Origin of the sequence: Paenibacillus sp. Soil522 (genome assembly GCF_001428245.1) — a bacterium.
Taxonomy (GTDB): Bacteria; Bacillota; Bacilli; order Paenibacillales; family Paenibacillaceae; genus Pristimantibacillus.
In genome coordinates this window covers 36489-52107 of sequence record NZ_LMRV01000058.1, presented here as the reverse complement: position 1 = coordinate 52107, position 15619 = coordinate 36489, and the positions used below count along the sequence as shown (strand labels likewise).

The following is a 15619-nucleotide window of genomic DNA, read 5'->3' as shown; positions in this document are numbered from 1 at the left end:
TTATTATGCAGTATTCGATTCCTTATTGGCGGCGGGCAAGACTGATCCGCTCTATCCACTGCGCCGCCAGAAACAGCAATATGCCCATTGCGGACAGCAGCAGCACGCCGGAAAATACCGCCTCGCCCCGGAGCATGCTCGACGCCCGCTTCGTATATATGCCAAGGCCGGCCTCGCCGCCCAGCCATTCTCCGAGCGTGGCGCCGCCGACGCTAATCGTTGCGGCCATCTTGAGGCCCGTAAAAAAGCCGGGCAGCGCCGACGGCATTTTCCATTTCAGAAACAAGTCCCGCTTGCGGGCCCCCATCGACCGCATGATCTCGCCAATGCCGGCATCAGCCGAGCGGAAGCCGTCTGCCGTGTTTACCGCAATGGGAAAGAAGGTGAACAGGATGACGACGGCAACCTTGCTCCATATTTCATAGCCGAACCACATGACCATTATCGGCGATAAAGCAATAATCGGTATCGTCTGGGACGCGACAATGAACGGGTAGACCGTCTTCCTTGCCAGACCCGAGCCTTCGATCCAGACTGCGGCCAGCGTTCCGAATAGGATGGAAATGCCGAGCCCTAGCAAAGACTCTCCCAAAGTGACGACAAAGTGCTTACCCAGCAGAAGCCGATTATCCCAGGTGGAAATCAGCACGTCAGACAGCTTCGGAATAATATAATGCGGAATGGCCAAAAAGACCGTCGCAGCCTCCCACAGCACTGCAAGCAGCAGCACGAACAAAAACACAGGCATGCTTGCCCACAATCGCCCTTTCATCGGTCCGCTCCTTCCAAGCTGCCCGTGCCTCGCCCAAGCAGCTCCAGCGCCTGCCGTTTCAAAGAAATAAAGGACTCCTCCAGCACATGCTGATACGTCCTTGGCCTTGGCAGGTCGATCTTCAGCTCCTGCAATGCGGTAACCGGCGCCTTCGCCGCTATGAGCACGCGATCGGACAGCAGCAGCGCCTCATCGATATCATGTGTAATAAAAAGAATCGTTTTACGGTGCTGCTCCCAAACTTGAAGCAGCCATTCCTGCATGCTGACCCGCGTCATCGCATCGAGAGCGCTGAACGGCTCGTCCAGCAGCAGCAGTTCTCCGCCGCCCAAAATAGAGCGGAGAAACGACACCCGTTGGCGCATGCCGCCCGACAGCTCATGCGGACGCTTCGCCTCGGTCCCTTCAAGCCCGAAGTCCGGAAGCAGCTCAAGCACCTGTCTTCTTGCTACCCGCTTTGGCGTGCCGGCTAGCTCAAGGCCAAGCGCGGCATTATCAAGCACACTCCGCCATGGCATAAGACTGTCTCGCTGCGGCATATAACCGATGCGTCCCGGACGTATATTCCGCGCCCCAGTATGTGCTTCTCCTCCGGAACCAAACTTGATCGTCCCCGCCTGCGGGGACAGCAGGCCTGCCAGCAGCCGGAACAGCGTCGTTTTCCCCATTCCACTTGGAGCCAGAAACGAAACAAATTGTCCGGCTTGAATGTCGAATTCAAGTCCTGTGAACAATGGCAGCTCATCCTTAAAAGCATAAGTCAGACCGCTGACAGACAAAGCAAGCGGAGGGCCGCCCGGCTTTACATCGCTCAAATCGGCCACTCCTCTTGCCGGTAAGCCATATCCCAGAACATATATTCAAATTTGGACGTCGTCACAAACAACTCCTCCAGCCGCGCAAGCTCCCGCTCCGGCAAGCCTTCAGAGAGCCGGTTCATGAGGCCGATGGTCCACTCTGTAAGCTCGCCAAACTCCTCGGAGCTGTACATCAGAATCCATTCGCGGTAGAGCGGATGCTCCAGCGAGCCCGGATGGCTGGCAAACGCCGATCCGATTTCCCGGTAGCTCCACATGCAGGGAAGCAGAGCGGCAACCACCTCGGCGAGCGAGCCCTGCGCGGCATCCAGCATGTATTTCGTATAAGCAATCGTCGTCGGAGCAGGCTGCGTCGCCTCCAGCTCTTCCCGGGCAATGCCGAAGCGCTCGGCATATTGCCGGTGCAGCTCCATCTCCACATTCAGTGTCGAATGCAGCAGCTCCGCGAATTTGCCCATCGTCTCCAGATCATAGGCTTTAATGCTGCCTATCGCAAACATTTTGGCATAATCGATTAAGTACACATAATCTTGCTTCATATAATAAATGAACCGTTCAAGCTCCAGCGTTCCATCTCTCAGCCCGGTCAAAAACGGATGTCCATGACAATTTTCCCATACCTGCTGCACCGACCGGTACAGCCTATCGCTAAAACGCTCCACTGATCATTCCGCCCTCTCTGCATCATGGTCCTGACGTTTTTTTTCGCAGTCCGGCTTTGCTTGATTACACCAATCGGCAATAAAGCCGATCATGACTTTGACGTAATCGACAAGCTCCCGCATATCGATGCTCTCATTCACGGCATGAGCATGCTGCAGCTGCCCCGGCCCGTATATGACCGTTGGAATGCCGGCCCGTCCCAGCCAGCCCGCATCGGTAACGGTCGCACTCATACCGACGGCCGGAGCTGTTCCCAGCTGCTGAAGGTGGACAGAGGCAAGCGTCTTAAGCCCGTCTCCATCTTCATCCAGCGTAAGCGACGGAAAGATCTCGCCCCGCTCCTCAAGCATTGAACGTCCTCCCCAGCGGAAGGCCGGCGGGTGCTGGCGCATCCACGGGTCAGCTTCCGCTACCTTCAGCAAATGACTCTCGATTTCGGCAGCCACCGTTTCGTAATCCTCATCGGGATAAAAATGAACCGTGATCCACAATGCGCAGCGGTCCGCTATGAACGCCGCATGCCGGCCTCCTTCAATGACAGCCGGATTAATCGTATTCGAGCCCGGCGAAAAACCAGGATAGGATTTGGTCACTGCCCAGTGGCGCTCCAGCTCCTGAAGGCCTTCAATCAGCTTGACCATTTTCTCGATCGCACTGGCGCCCTGAATACCTCCGCCCGCATGAATCATCCGCGACCTGAGACCATCATGGTAAGTGACCGGACTTTGCACCGTCACCCATCCGGTAATGACCCCGCCCTGTCCCTGAATAGCGAGCTCGCTCGTATCGGCAACGACGGCAAAATCCGCGCTGCAGCCCCGTTCGGTGCAGGCTCTTGTTCCTGCCTCGCCAGCCTCCTCGCCAATGACCGATTGAAACAGCAGATCTCCCTTCAGCTCCACGCCCGCATCCGTCAGCAGCTTGACCGCAAACAGCAGAGCGGCCAATCCGCCTTTCATATCTGCCGTTCCGCGCCCGTAGGCTCTGCCTTCCTCTAAGCTAAGCTTGAACGGATCACGCTGCCATTCCCCATCGTCACCAACCTCGGCTACATCGATGTGGCCATTTAGCAGCAGGCTCCGGTAAGACTCCCGCTGCGTACCCGGCCTAATCGCGGTAACGTTCGGATCGCCGGGATACACCTCCCACAGCTCCGTCTCGAAGCCGCTTGCCTGCAGCTGCTTCTCGACAAACCGCTGCGCTTCAAGCGTATTTCGCGCCGGAGGGCTCACTGTTGGAAAGGCGATCAGCTGTGCCAGCAGGGTGAACAGCTCGCCTTGTCTTTCCTCAGCCTGCTGCTGCAGCTGGGCAATTAAAGCTTGCGGCATAAATATAATATCCTCCTTTTGGTACAAAGCAGGCTAGAGCAATAGAAAAAACCATTCGAGCATACACGAATGGTTACGATTCGATACGTTCTCTACGCCAGCATTACCTGGTTCAGATTAACGGTCAGGGACAGCAGGTCCCTATCTCAGCCGGACTTCATCCAGCACCCGAATTCTATATTAAGCTAAATCTACTATAACTTATGCCTATCTAATTGGCAACACGTAATTGATAATGCTTCTCACAATAATTTCCTGTTTGCGGCTTGCTGCAATCGGCTGTAAATGACTCCCGCCGCTTCGTTTATTTCATATTGCATAAATAACTATAATATTGTATATTTATGCAATAAAATAAACACTCGGGAGGCTCGTCATGATTCAATTGGAAAAATCTTTAACAGCATCTTTATTGAAAAAAGCGGAAAATTCGGTCTTAAATACGGCACACCGTCCCAGCCTCGTGATGGAGCGCGGTGAAGGGATGTATTTGTGGGATACGGATGGAAAACGCTACTTGGACTTTGTTGGCGGCTGGGCGGTCGCCAGCTTGGGGCATTCCCCTGCTGCCGTTCAGAAGGCCTTATCGCGTCAGGCTTCAACGCTCGTTCATGCCAGCCCCGGTTACTATAACCGGCCTATGATTGAATTCGCGGATCTGCTGACGAACGTAAGCAACATGGACAAAGCTTTCTTCGCCAGCAGCGGCGCGGAGGCGAACGAAAGCGCCATAAAGCTCGCAAGAAAGCATGGCGCGGTCAACCTGAACGGGGCGCATGAGATTATTACCTTAACGAATAGCTTTCACGGGCGCTCGCTGGCGACGATGTCAGCGACCGGTAAGGCGAAGTGGAAGGAGCTTTTTGCTCCCAAGGTAGACGGCTTTAAGCATGTCCCGATTAATGACCTTGATGCCTGCTTCGCTGCGGTCAACAATCATACATGCGCAATTATGGTTGAGCTCATACAGGGTGAGGGCGGCGTTCATGCTGTGGATGAATCCTATTTATATGGCCTTCGCAAAATATGCGATATGTACGGCATGCTGCTTATTTTCGATGAAATTCAGACAGGAATGGGGAGAACAGGCAAGCTCTTCGCTTACGAGTATTACAGTATTGAACCGGATGTCTTGACGCTTGGCAAAGGAATCGGCGGCGGCTTTCCGCTATCGGCCATGCTGACGAAAAGCAAATACGATCTGTTCGAGCCGGGCGATCAAGGCGGAACCTACACGGGAGCGCCGCTCGCAATGGCTGTAGGCTGTGCTGTGCTTAAGGAGCTGCTGGAGCAAAATCTGGCAGGCAACGCCAAGACGCAAGGGCAGTATTTGGAGAGCGGCCTGCACGAGCTTGCCCGCGACTTCCCGATTTCAGCCATTCGGGGCAAAGGACTGCTGCTCGCGTTCGACGTACCGGAAGGAGCAGGCTCGGAGCTGGCCGCTATTTGCCTGCGCGAGGGCTTGCTCATCAACTCGCCAAATCCAACAACGGTTCGTCTAGCACCTCCTTTAATCGTGACGCAGAAGGACACCGATGACATGCTTAGCATTTTGCGCCGCGCTTTAGGCCAGCTGCAAACCGCTTAAAACCATCAGACTTCGTAAATTAAGTATTAGACTGACCCCAATAATAGAAACAGCGGCAGCCAGGGACGTGAAAATAAAGTCCTAGACTGCCGCTGTTTTATTGAACTCCCTCGTTCTTCGTAAACGCAATAAAGAAATGATTTAATCAATGTTGTTTATAAACTCAACAATATCGTTATAAAATTTTTCTTTGTCTTGCCCCTTAAGACCATGGCCTGAAGTTGAATATTCCTTGATAATTAATTTTGGGCACATACTCTTATAACGCTCGATATCAGAGTCAGTAACTAGTGAACCTTCAAGTAGACCTCGTGCAACTAAAACAGGTATATCAAAATTCCCTTCAATATTGATTTGCCGCGATTCTCTTTGTATCCCTCTAACAGCTGTCGGTCTAATTTGCTCCGATCGGTTATATGGAACTAGATAGTTATTTATGTAATCTTCCGGCCACTCTTTATCCATTGCTCTGTGCTCTGGTGGGTAGTCTCCAACCATAATGGATTTAACTTTTGACCTTTGAAAGATCAGAGCTATTTACTGAGTCAAAATAATGTATAGTTAACTCACCATTTTTCGCATGCTTGGACATATACATAGAATTCCTCCTCTTTAACTATTCTGCATAAACCTATTTCTGCTAATCTAAAGTAACTGCATTACAGTTGGAAAATATAGCAACCCCATTATTGCAGTCAACAACCCAATAACTCGAATATTTTAGTCTGCCCTACCTTTAGCTTAATAAAAAGAAGGAGCAGCTGCCGCGGCAAACTGCTCCTTATGATCTGAAGTTCTTCGATATCTTAGCTGGAACATGAATCGTTCCTTGTTCGACTAGCTTTAACATATTTAAGCTGGGCCACAATGATGACGCTAATAATTACCAGAAGGAACCACGAGCTGATCTTACTGAAACTAACCAACTGCCAGGTTTGGTGCTGGTCAGGGTATTTCCAAGCATCGAAAAATGTGGATATATTCTCCGCTAACCAGATGAAAAAACCTACAATGATGAAAGCAAGCGTTAAGGGCATTCGATAAGTTGTAATACGTACCCGATATATGATCCATGTTTTCCAGAAGACAATAAACACAATCGCGGTCAGCCACCAACGAAAATCGGGAATAAAGTGATGTGTAAAAAAGTTGAAATAGATGGCTCCTCCTAGCAGCGCTGAAGGCACGAGTCCAGGCCAGCCGGTCATGTCCATACGCAGTCTCCGCCATACCTGACACATAAAACTTGCTACACTTGCATACATAAATCCGCTATAGAGCGGGACGCCGAGAAACTTCGTATATCCAGGCTCAGGATATGACCATGATCCCATCCGTACCTTATATAACTCCAGCAACAAACCAATAACGTGAAACATACAGATTACTTTGATTTCATCACGTGACTCTAATCCGCTGCGGTACATGAAGTATTGAACTCCAAGCATTGTAAGTAAAATGGCATCATAACGATGAATCCAAGGTACCACTATTACGTTAGAGAGAGCTAAAGTTCCAAAGATTGCAACAGGAAATATACAACTCATCGCCTGATGATAGCCAAAATGCAGTAGTTGTATGATTGGTTTCAAGTATTTTTATTTCCTCCTCCAGAATCGAAGATAGTAGATAGCTTTAATAGCTACTATTCCATTTTAGTCAATAAAATTAAATACATAAAGTGAAAAAATGTAATCGTTTTTTCATCTTATTCAATGTTTCAAGGTTGTCCGCAGCATCTTTTAATACTAATTCATCTATGATATTTGCTGCTTTAGCTTAATAAAAAATAATGAGCAGCTGCCGTGGCAAACTGCTCCTGTTGATGAACTAAAGTGCCTGAGGGAGTTCAACGCCCACCTATCGAAATTACCCCCATACTCCTACGATGATAACTCCTAGCGTAACTAAAATTGATGTAAGTAACCTTCTTGTACCTTGTTTTTCTTGGAGAATAATTATTCCCATGACCGTACCAAATACTGTTCCTATTTCCCTCATAGGAGCGAGCTGAGCTACAGGTGCAAGTGATAAGGCAAACAAGAACAATAGATAACCAGCGGGTGCTATAATCCCACCTAACAACATTATCTTCCAGTTTACGTTTAGTTCTTTTCGTATGCCTTTGGATTTAAAAGTTGCCCATGAAAGAGCTAGTAAATTTCCTATATTTATTGCTTCGTTTAAAACTACAGGTGAAACATAGTTTAATGCAACCTTATCAATAACAATGTAACTAGCGATGCATATCCCCACTGCCAATGCCAACAAAGGTGCCTTTAATGATGATGATGATGATTCATTACTCTTGAATTTTATGTTACTCAGCAACACGATTCCTATGACAATACAGGTTACACCTATCCATCCAAATGTAGTTAACTTTTCGTTAAGTAAAGTCACTCCTAAAAGTGGTACTAATAAAGGGCTAGTTCCTCTCATAATTGGATAAACCTGTGACAAGTCACCTACTGAATATGTAGCAGCGAGTAATTTGATATACAGTCCGTGCAGGAACATGGAAGCAAGTAATGCCCAACAACCAGTAATAGTTATGCTGCTATCCCATTCAACTATAGCCCACGGCAAAAATACTATAATTGCGACAAGTTGACAAAACCAAAGAAAAACATTTTTATTTATGCTTCTTTTAGTATAAAGGTTCCAAATTGAATGAAGGCAACCAGAACCGAGTACGAGTATTACAGCTAAACTAAACACTAGCTCTGCACCTTCCAATATCAGACTGACTAATTCAACATTTTACCATAGATCAGCACTACCTATAATTTGGATACTATTGAAAATCGTCGATCAACGAGAGTCCATTGATGATCCGCATCCGACTATCTTGCAGAAAATCGCGGGTCCAATCGTCTGGCTGACGTAAATCCCAGCTCCGGTACATACCGACGAATACAATAATTTCGCGAAGCCTAAGGAAGAGCGACAACTGATCCTTCCAGCCTTCGGGCAGCCGTCGGCCATCCTCTGTATAGCCTCGTTCGAAATGCTCAATGAAGTGTTCGTACTGCACCTTCCGTTCGGACTTCGAATCTTCTCCGAATACATAAAGCAAATAATAGAGTTGAATGGCAATATCCTCGGCATACCAACTATATTGGCATTCGTCGAAGTCGAAGAGTGTGATTTCACCTGTTTCATCGACCGTAAAATTGCCTACATTGATATCCCCGTGAATCAGACCGAAATTATCCGGAGTAATAGGCAGACTAGCCAATCGCTCTTTAAGTTCATCAAGTGCACGCAGGATTGGTGCATGCTCGGGCGGAATATACTTTCGGGCGCGTAAGAGGTATTCGTTGCGCTCCCACGAGTGTCTTCTGGCCAAAGGTTCGTAACGTTTGGTCAGTTTATGAAGATGGCTGGTCATTCGTCCGCATTGCTCATAGAGCAGGGGATTACCTAGGCATTCCGGGTATCCGATTTTACGGCCGGGAGCGTGTCTGAAGGAGGTCGCGTAGAAATCGACCATCTTTCCGGAGACACATTCGACGTCTCTTCCTTGAGCTGAAGGGATTGGTTCTGAGACTGACATTCCATTCTCCGCCAGATAACGGATCCATTCTAATTCGGCTTCAAGACCTTCCTGGGTACGCAGGGTGCTAGGCGTGAAACGGAGAATATATTTGCATCCTTCGCGAGTGTAGGAATAGATAAAATTTTGAAATCCTCCAATGAAGGACAGCTCCTCTTGTCTTACACCGAAACGCGCGGCACCTTCTATGGCGTGCTCGTCCAGGAACAATAATTTAATTTGTGGGTCCATGGGTTCTCCTTGGTAATTGAGTCGTGATCGAATAATTTATCTCTCGAAAGAACTTTTCCCAAATTCCCGCCTGTTACCTTAAGTTTTCCGTTAGTGCAACTATATACTGAATCTAACATTTACAAATCATCAACATGTTACCATCTGGATCTTTAAAATTAAACCAATGACCATTCTCTATATCGGTGACAAGTTCAATTTTACGGTCTTTCATGAATTGGTAAGCCTGATGTATATCGTCAGTGTTAAAATGGAAGGCAGGATTTCTAAAGTATGAATCTCCATTGTATATATTGCTGTCTAAGACAAGATTTAACCCATTATTATCCAATGGTATACAACAAAGATGGCCAGCGATAATATCAAACGTAGGTTCCAGACCAAGAATGGAACAATACCATTCCCTTGCTTCTCTAATGTTACTCACCGGGATAAAAACGGCTCCAACTTTACTTAAAATAATACTCACATTTTTCACTCCCCTTTATTATCGTAGTACCAAGATTTAAGATATATTGCACCAAAATATTTGGTAAAATAAGGGTATTCATTTATTGCTTTAAGCTGCCCGTTAGCGCAGCGAGGCTGCCGTTCCATGTCGGCAGCCTCGTCTTGGTGATTGTTAAGCTTGAGAATAGGCAGCCGATCAACTTAGGCCGGCTTCCCTTCACATCTTTATTAAGCTCTCGTTATACGTTAGTTTAATCCTCCAACTCCTGAATGTAATCCATTTCGAAGGGGAAAATAATTTTTAAAAATTGGGAGGGCAACTAATCCGTGAGAAAACAAATTTCCGTCTTTATTTTGTCGTTATTCTTAATTACCATAAATCCATTGCGAACATCAGCTGACTCAATAATGTATAAACCTCGGCAGGATTCAACAGAACTTCAACTTCAGGATATGCTTATGCTCCTATTAAGTCCAGCAGTCGACGATTCAGTAAACAATTACTACCGAAAATTTCTTAAGGAATCTCCACTTGTTTATCCGTATCAAAGCAACATAGTGCGAATAGAGAGAACAAACGGATTTCGTGGATTCATTTTCTTGATAACAGTGGAGGTTATGCCTGTTGTAGGACCCCGGAATTGATGATTACTACATGTTTTCTTTTATTCATTTCAAAAACCTCACTTCCTATTTTGGATATTTCTACAATACCGCAAAGGAAAAATTATGTATAGTGAAAGCGCTTGTCTTACTACTCAAAACTCCCTTTTAATTTTAACAACTCACAAAAATAAGTTAGGTTATGAAGGCATCTTACTGTTCGCATATGCAGCCGCGCCGATCATACCAGCTTGTCCACCTAATTTCGCTTGTTCTATCTTACAAGCATGGGAAGAAAGCTTTAAAGCATGATTTCCAACAGTATCACGTACTGAATTTAGCAAGCGGTCACCAGCTGCCGACATTCCACCACCAACTATAACTACTTCTGGATTTAATAGGTTGATTACATTCGAAAGACCAAATCCAAGAATCTTTCCTGTTTCATGCATAACCTCAATTGCAAGTGAATCTCCCAGATCGTATGCCTCTGAAATCATATGGGCAGTAATTGCCGTCTGATCGTCTCCTACCCATTGCAAAATGATACTTGACCGACCTTCCTCAAGCTTGTCTGTTAAGGTTTTAACCATTCCTATCGCAGAAACGTATCTCCCTAGACAGCCTGAGCTTCCACAACGACAAGGACGTCCTTCCCGGTACATATTCATATGCCCAATTTCGCCCGCACTAGATGTTGTACCGTAGAACACTTTTCCATCATTTACAATACCCGATCCTAAACCGGTACCTAACGTGATCAATACCAAGTTTTTGTAACCAGCGCCTGCACCAAACAGCCATTCACCATACATATTTACCCGCACATCATTGTCGATAAAAACAGGAAAGTCAAAATCACTTTTCATTTGATTCACAACATGAATATTTTCCCAATCTGGAAAGTTTGGTGAAAATATTGATAGACCTTCATCTGGATTAAGTAAACCAGGGATTCCCATACCCATGCACTTAATAGAAGTTTGATTGATTCCTTCGAATGCCATCATCTCTTGAACAATTTCCTTAATTCTGTTTAACACATGAGTAGGTCCTTTTGCTGCTTCCGTGGGGTCACTTCTTTCGTGAATTCTTTGAAACTCCGTATTGAAAATTGCGGACTTAATATTTGTTCCACCAAGGTCAATTCCAATAACATATTTACTCATAACTATCACCTCTCTCATATATTTTAAAATATTGTAAATTACTTGATTATTAAAATGAATGGACTTATGAGACTTTTATCATGGAAGTTTATCACATCGAATTTTACTACTGTAATCTCCCTTTAGTTCAACAAAGGACTAGTTAGTATTTATTTACTACAGCGCCCAAAGTTACTCCTCTCACGTATGGCTGGCCGCTTAGCATTTGAAGTTCTTTCGCTGTCCCTGTTACTACCACACCCAAAATACGAATATCACTCTCATCAGGTTTGGCTTTATCCTTTTTTAAATAATTGTAGATTCGGTTGAACTCATAATCATACTGTCCATTCAGTTGAACTCCCTGTTCCAAGGCATCCAGGAATTTCTTTTCCGTCACCTCTGTCGGATCCGGATGGAAGATACCAAAGCCTTTAACCCAATCTTCGTATTCGGGTATTGCATAACTCTTAGTTCCATTTCCGTCTATATAGGGATCATAAAATTCTTTGTTGTCATACGTATCCACCCAATACCAGGTCTGGGTTAACCCGGGAGGAGTTATCTTTTTCACTTCGCTTAACGAATAATCTTTGTCGAAAGATACTGCCATTTCCACCAGCTTGTCTTGATCCATTTCCTGAAGCAAGGGAAGATCGATAAGGATTTTGCCGTTATAATTCACCTTTGGAATGTAGAACAACATTTTTCTCTGCCCGTTTAAACCGTTATAGCTGCGTGTATACTCATAGCCTTGTTTTTCCATGGCCGCATCAGGTATTGAAACAGTCTGCATGGTACTTCCCGCCAAGGTAGTAAAAGAAAAAAAGGGAACAACTTGATAATTATTTTTTTTATTTGACCAAGGTATCGGTACGCCTTCAATCACTTTAGCTGTATAAAACTGATAGGTACCGTGCAAAAAGCCGCTTTCGCCGACATGTCCTGTTTCCACTTGATTAGGTCCACTGATCAGCTTCATGATTTGCTCATTGTTCATGGCACGGCTATAACTCCAGCTGGTCAAATGGAGATTGCCGATCATTACGCCGAAAAGAACGATTACAGATACAAGCAGCGAAATGACAGCCGTGCGAATCGTCGATTTCAACTTCGCTTTCTTGATAATTTTAGTTAAATTCATCGTATCTTCCTCTTTGTGCGGTCCGTTCATCTAACTTCACTCCCATACCTTTTTTTGAACTGCTGTCTTGCCTGGTATAACGCCGCTTTGACATGTTCCATTCGCATCCCCAGCAGCTTCGCTATTTCCTTGTACGGAAGTTCCATCTCATACTTCATGATGAGAAGCTGTTTATGAAGCGGTGCAAGCTGGCTGAGAACAACTTCCACTTCTTCTTTCTTTTCCTGTTGCAGCAGAGAGTCTTCAGGCAGCTTAGAATCTGGTAATTCCATAGTATCGATCGGAACCGTAATCCATTTTTTTCGGCGGCAGAGATCGTAATAGCGGTTAACAGCCACTTTATACAGCCATGCGCTGAACTTCCCGTTTTCTATTGAGTCTATGTATAGAAAAGCTTTATACACGGTCTCCTGCAAGATATCCTCCGCATCGGATGGAGAAGCGCCTAGTCGAATGAGGTAATTCCGGATTTCATTCAGCTTTGGCTGCAGTAGTTCGTAGATCTGTCCGGCGTCCATGCTTCACCACCTTTCATAGGTATAACGGGCAGAAATCTGAAATGTTAACAGTCCTACAAAAAATCGAGCAAAAAAATTAGGCTGCCGATTCACGCACCGTCGGCAGCCTTGTATTATTTTCTTCCACCAACCCGGCGCAGAGACATGCACGGAAGAGGATTTATTTTTACAATTTAGAAAGCTAGAAAAAAATGAAGTGATACAACAGCAACAGAAGCATGAAGTAAAACATTCATCCAAACCTTTCGGGATACCTTTAAATCTTGAACCAACATTATGATCGACCATATGAAAATAATTAAAAAAGCGATTTGAACTAGAATACTAGGCATTATATAAGTACCTCCCACACTTGTCTTAGTTCAATATATTATGAACATGCGGGAATCGTGCTTCTTTCTCTCTACTATTTTAGCTATATTTAATCGGTTTTCTAATGCCAAACGGTCATGATCGCCTAGCCGCGGCAGCCTCCCTGTTCCCAGCTATCCAGAGCTTCTTCAACATCAAACGTTTCCATTCGACTGGGCAAATACGTCCATATTTCATTACTGTCTATTGCTCTGTATAAGTCCTCTGTGTGCTCACGTTGTAGCGGAACTAGTTGAACTCTCTCACCTTCCAACATACCTACTTCTACTTTCAAAAACTGGCTCTCCCTTCAATGATCGTTTTCAATTTTACTGCCCGAGGGCCTCCGATCATCCGCAGCAATCTCGTGGTTTTGTGTTATTGAACTAAGCAGCATTTCTTTTTCATCTTTATACATTTTCGCCGCACTTTGTCGCTCTTTTGGTTCCACCAAAGAGGTCAACCTGAACCTCATCACCAGTAAAGACTACTTTTCCTTGCATTCCTCTTATAAAGAAGCTTACAGTGTCCTCATGCTTGGAGAAGGGACATATTTCGAACATAAACCAATGATCGTCCGATAGATATAGTTTCCCATCCTGGATAATCACTTTGATGGTTGCACCTGGCTCTTCGTGTATTCGATATTCTCCCGCGTAAGACTCATATTGCTTATAGTCCATATCAATCACTGCATAGCGCTCCGGCAGTTCAACCTTCTCTCCTAAAGTGATTCTAGCTATTGCATTCGCTATGAAGCCAGGCTGAGTAGCGGGCACCACATTGGTAAGAACAATTATGGTCAGCTCCTCATTGACGTATCGTCTATACTCCGATGCGAATCCATTAATACCGCCGCCATGGCCTATTACTTTTCTCGACACGTTATTGATATCTTCGTGATATACAAACACCCCATACCCATAAGTATCTTGATGGGCTGTTACCATGCTCTCGTAGGATTGCTTGCTCAATATCTTATTCGAATGAAGAGCCTGATCCCATAGGAATAGATCCTCTGTTGTAGAATACATGGCTCCTGCACCGGAAGGCACAGACATATCAATATATTCAGCGTTAAGAACTTCTCCCCACACCTCATAACCGGAAGCTCTATTCTTCAGCACTCTTCGATGATTATCTTGGCAGGATTGACTCATACCCAGCACATGCAGAATTGTTTCTTCTAAACTAGACGCGAAAGTACGACCCATAACCACTTCAATAATCTGACTTAATAGCAGATATCCCGAGTTACTGTATTCAAACTTCCCCCCAGGTTCAAAGTTAAGCGGCAGATCCTTAAACGCATGGATTGTATCATCAAGCGTAGTAGGGAGCTTCATACTTTTCTTGTAGTCAATAAAGCTTGTAAAGCTGGGAATTCCTGAGGAGTGGTTCAGCAAATGATGAATTGTTATTTTTTCGCCATTGGGGTAATCAGGCAAGTAATTAATAATAGGGTCCGTGATCTGCAGCAAATTCATCTCTTGAAGGCGCAATATGATGGCAGCAGTAAATTGTTTCGTTATCGAACCGATACGGAAGATGGTTTGTGGTGTATTCGACACATTTTTTTCTATGTCAGCCATGCCGTATGCTCTATTAAAAATGATTTTTCCCTCATAGGCAACAAGAACAGATCCACTTAAAGATTCCGCTTCTGACAGTGCACTGCAATAATCGTTTATTTCCTTCTCCAAAGCTTCGAATAACATCAAGATTCCGGGCATTTGATCATCTCCAATACGCGAATTATTCACTACACTAGACTTTCATTCCCAAATTTACCCTTTATCAATACTTCAACAGCCCTATTTAAATTCCTTTGTTTATTCAACTCCACCTGAGATACTCAAGAAATTCGAGTCGATTTCCAAATGGATCTTTTAGATAAAAACGTTTGATGCCTTCATCGTTACGTGCATCATCATCAATTATTTGGGTATTCATTTGAAGTAAGTATTCCTTTAGGCTATCTAAATTTTGAACATGAAATGCTGGGTGAGCTTTGGTTGCGGGTACAAAATCTTTTTGAACCCCAATATGAACTTGATGATTACCACATTGAAACCAAACGCCACCACGTTTTTTTAAATTTTCAGGTTTCGGTACTTCCGTCCAGCCTAACAACTCTTTAAAAAACGTTCTGGCCTCTGCCTCACAACCTTCTGGTGCCGCTAATTGAACATGATCAACTCCAATAAAACTAAATGACATGTTAAACCCTCCTTCATTATAATTCCACCAGATAAAACTCTGTTTCATTACATAAACACAATAATATATCAAATAGTTTCAAAAATATACCACCTATATCTGCATTATCCTGCCGGTTAGCCATCCATGCCGCTTACGCGACACCACAGATTATGGAAGTAATTGCGTTCTTCCATGGGAGCTTAATGACGCATCGTTAGTCTAAGACAACTTTTATTTTTCAGTC

General features: G+C 45.1%; 16 protein-coding genes. 2 read left to right on the top strand and 14 right to left on the bottom strand.

Annotation, left to right across the window (positions count from 1 at the left end; all coding sequences use genetic code 11):
- Nucleotides 1-22 precede the first annotated feature (22 nt).
- From ASG81_RS19725 to ASG81_RS19710, 4 genes are read right to left on the bottom strand one after another with little or no spacing between them, the layout of a single operon-like run.
- Complete coding sequence (locus ASG81_RS19725; RefSeq protein ID WP_056638081.1) at nucleotides 23-772, bottom strand: ABC transporter permease; 750 nt, start codon at nucleotides 770-772, stop codon at nucleotides 23-25.
- Nucleotides 769-1587 (bottom strand): ABC transporter ATP-binding protein, encoded by an 819-nt coding sequence (locus tag ASG81_RS19720; protein WP_056638078.1) that lies wholly within the window; start codon nucleotides 1585-1587, stop codon nucleotides 769-771. Before ASG81_RS19720 ends, ASG81_RS19725 begins: the two co-directional genes overlap by 4 nt.
- The gene (tenA, locus tag ASG81_RS19715) at nucleotides 1584-2252 is read right to left on the bottom strand and encodes a thiaminase II (RefSeq protein ID WP_056638074.1); all 669 of its coding nucleotides are present in this window, start codon (nucleotides 2250-2252) and stop codon (nucleotides 1584-1586) included. The genes ASG81_RS19720 and tenA overlap by 4 nt, the downstream gene beginning before the upstream one ends.
- Before the next feature lie 3 nt (nucleotides 2253-2255).
- Nucleotides 2256-3581, bottom strand: a complete 1326-nt coding sequence (locus ASG81_RS19710; protein WP_056638071.1) for an acetylornithine deacetylase — start codon at nucleotides 3579-3581, stop codon at nucleotides 2256-2258.
- Nucleotides 3582-3957: 376 nt separating this feature from the next.
- Between ASG81_RS19710 and ASG81_RS19705 the strand changes: the two genes are divergently transcribed.
- The gene (locus ASG81_RS19705; protein ID WP_056638069.1) at nucleotides 3958-5169 is read left to right on the top strand and encodes an aspartate aminotransferase family protein; all 1212 of its coding nucleotides are present in this window, start codon (nucleotides 3958-3960) and stop codon (nucleotides 5167-5169) included.
- A 141-nt stretch (nucleotides 5170-5310) separates the two neighbouring features.
- On the opposite strand, the gene ASG81_RS19700 is transcribed toward ASG81_RS19705, so the two are convergent.
- The 5 genes from ASG81_RS19700 to ASG81_RS19680 form a co-directional block, all read right to left on the bottom strand.
- Nucleotides 5311-5634, bottom strand: a complete 324-nt coding sequence (locus tag ASG81_RS19700) for a hypothetical protein (protein ID WP_056638066.1) — start codon at nucleotides 5632-5634, stop codon at nucleotides 5311-5313.
- A 341-nt stretch (nucleotides 5635-5975) separates the two neighbouring features.
- Nucleotides 5976-6761, bottom strand: a complete 786-nt coding sequence (locus ASG81_RS19695; protein ID WP_081417447.1) for a DUF817 domain-containing protein — start codon at nucleotides 6759-6761, stop codon at nucleotides 5976-5978.
- 277 nt (nucleotides 6762-7038) lie between these two features.
- Nucleotides 7039-7890 carry a DMT family transporter gene (locus tag ASG81_RS19690; RefSeq protein ID WP_056638063.1) on the bottom strand — a complete coding sequence of 284 codons (852 nt, stop codon included), beginning with the start codon at nucleotides 7888-7890 and terminating at the stop codon, nucleotides 7039-7041.
- Nucleotides 7891-7966: 76 nt separating this feature from the next.
- Nucleotides 7967-8959, bottom strand: a complete 993-nt coding sequence (locus ASG81_RS19685) for a phosphotransferase enzyme family protein (protein ID WP_056638060.1) — start codon at nucleotides 8957-8959, stop codon at nucleotides 7967-7969.
- Between the two features lie 112 nt (nucleotides 8960-9071).
- The gene (locus ASG81_RS19680) at nucleotides 9072-9428 is read right to left on the bottom strand and encodes a VOC family protein (protein WP_056638057.1); all 357 of its coding nucleotides are present in this window, start codon (nucleotides 9426-9428) and stop codon (nucleotides 9072-9074) included.
- A gap of 389 nt (nucleotides 9429-9817) precedes the next feature.
- Here ASG81_RS19680 and ASG81_RS34055 point away from each other — a divergent pair, with 389 nt between their 5' ends.
- A complete protein-coding gene (locus ASG81_RS34055) occupies nucleotides 9818-10054 on the top strand; it encodes a DUF3888 domain-containing protein (protein WP_442952926.1) in 237 nt (78 codons plus the stop codon).
- Nucleotides 10055-10212: 158 nt separating this feature from the next.
- Here ASG81_RS34055 and ASG81_RS19670 read toward each other — a convergent pair whose 3' ends face one another.
- The 5 genes from ASG81_RS19670 to ASG81_RS19645 all read right to left on the bottom strand — a co-directional run bounded on the left by ASG81_RS19670 (nucleotide 10213) and on the right by ASG81_RS19645 (nucleotide 15393).
- Nucleotides 10213-11181: an ROK family protein gene (locus ASG81_RS19670; RefSeq protein ID WP_056638051.1), complete on the bottom strand. Its 969-nt coding sequence runs from the start codon at nucleotides 11179-11181 to the stop codon at nucleotides 10213-10215.
- A gap of 142 nt (nucleotides 11182-11323) precedes the next feature.
- Nucleotides 11324-12334, bottom strand: coding sequence for an anti-sigma factor (locus ASG81_RS19665; RefSeq protein ID WP_056638048.1), 1011 nt, complete (start codon nucleotides 12332-12334; stop codon nucleotides 11324-11326).
- Nucleotides 12331-12822, bottom strand: coding sequence for an RNA polymerase sigma factor (locus tag ASG81_RS19660; protein WP_056638045.1), 492 nt, complete (start codon nucleotides 12820-12822; stop codon nucleotides 12331-12333). Before ASG81_RS19660 ends, ASG81_RS19665 begins: the two co-directional genes overlap by 4 nt.
- A gap of 761 nt (nucleotides 12823-13583) precedes the next feature.
- Nucleotides 13584-14906, bottom strand: a complete 1323-nt coding sequence (locus tag ASG81_RS19650) for a serine hydrolase domain-containing protein (protein WP_056638039.1) — start codon at nucleotides 14904-14906, stop codon at nucleotides 13584-13586.
- 103 nt (nucleotides 14907-15009) lie between these two features.
- Nucleotides 15010-15393 carry a VOC family protein gene (locus ASG81_RS19645; protein ID WP_056638036.1) on the bottom strand — a complete coding sequence of 128 codons (384 nt, stop codon included), beginning with the start codon at nucleotides 15391-15393 and terminating at the stop codon, nucleotides 15010-15012.
- Between the last annotated feature and the right edge of the window lie 226 nt (nucleotides 15394-15619).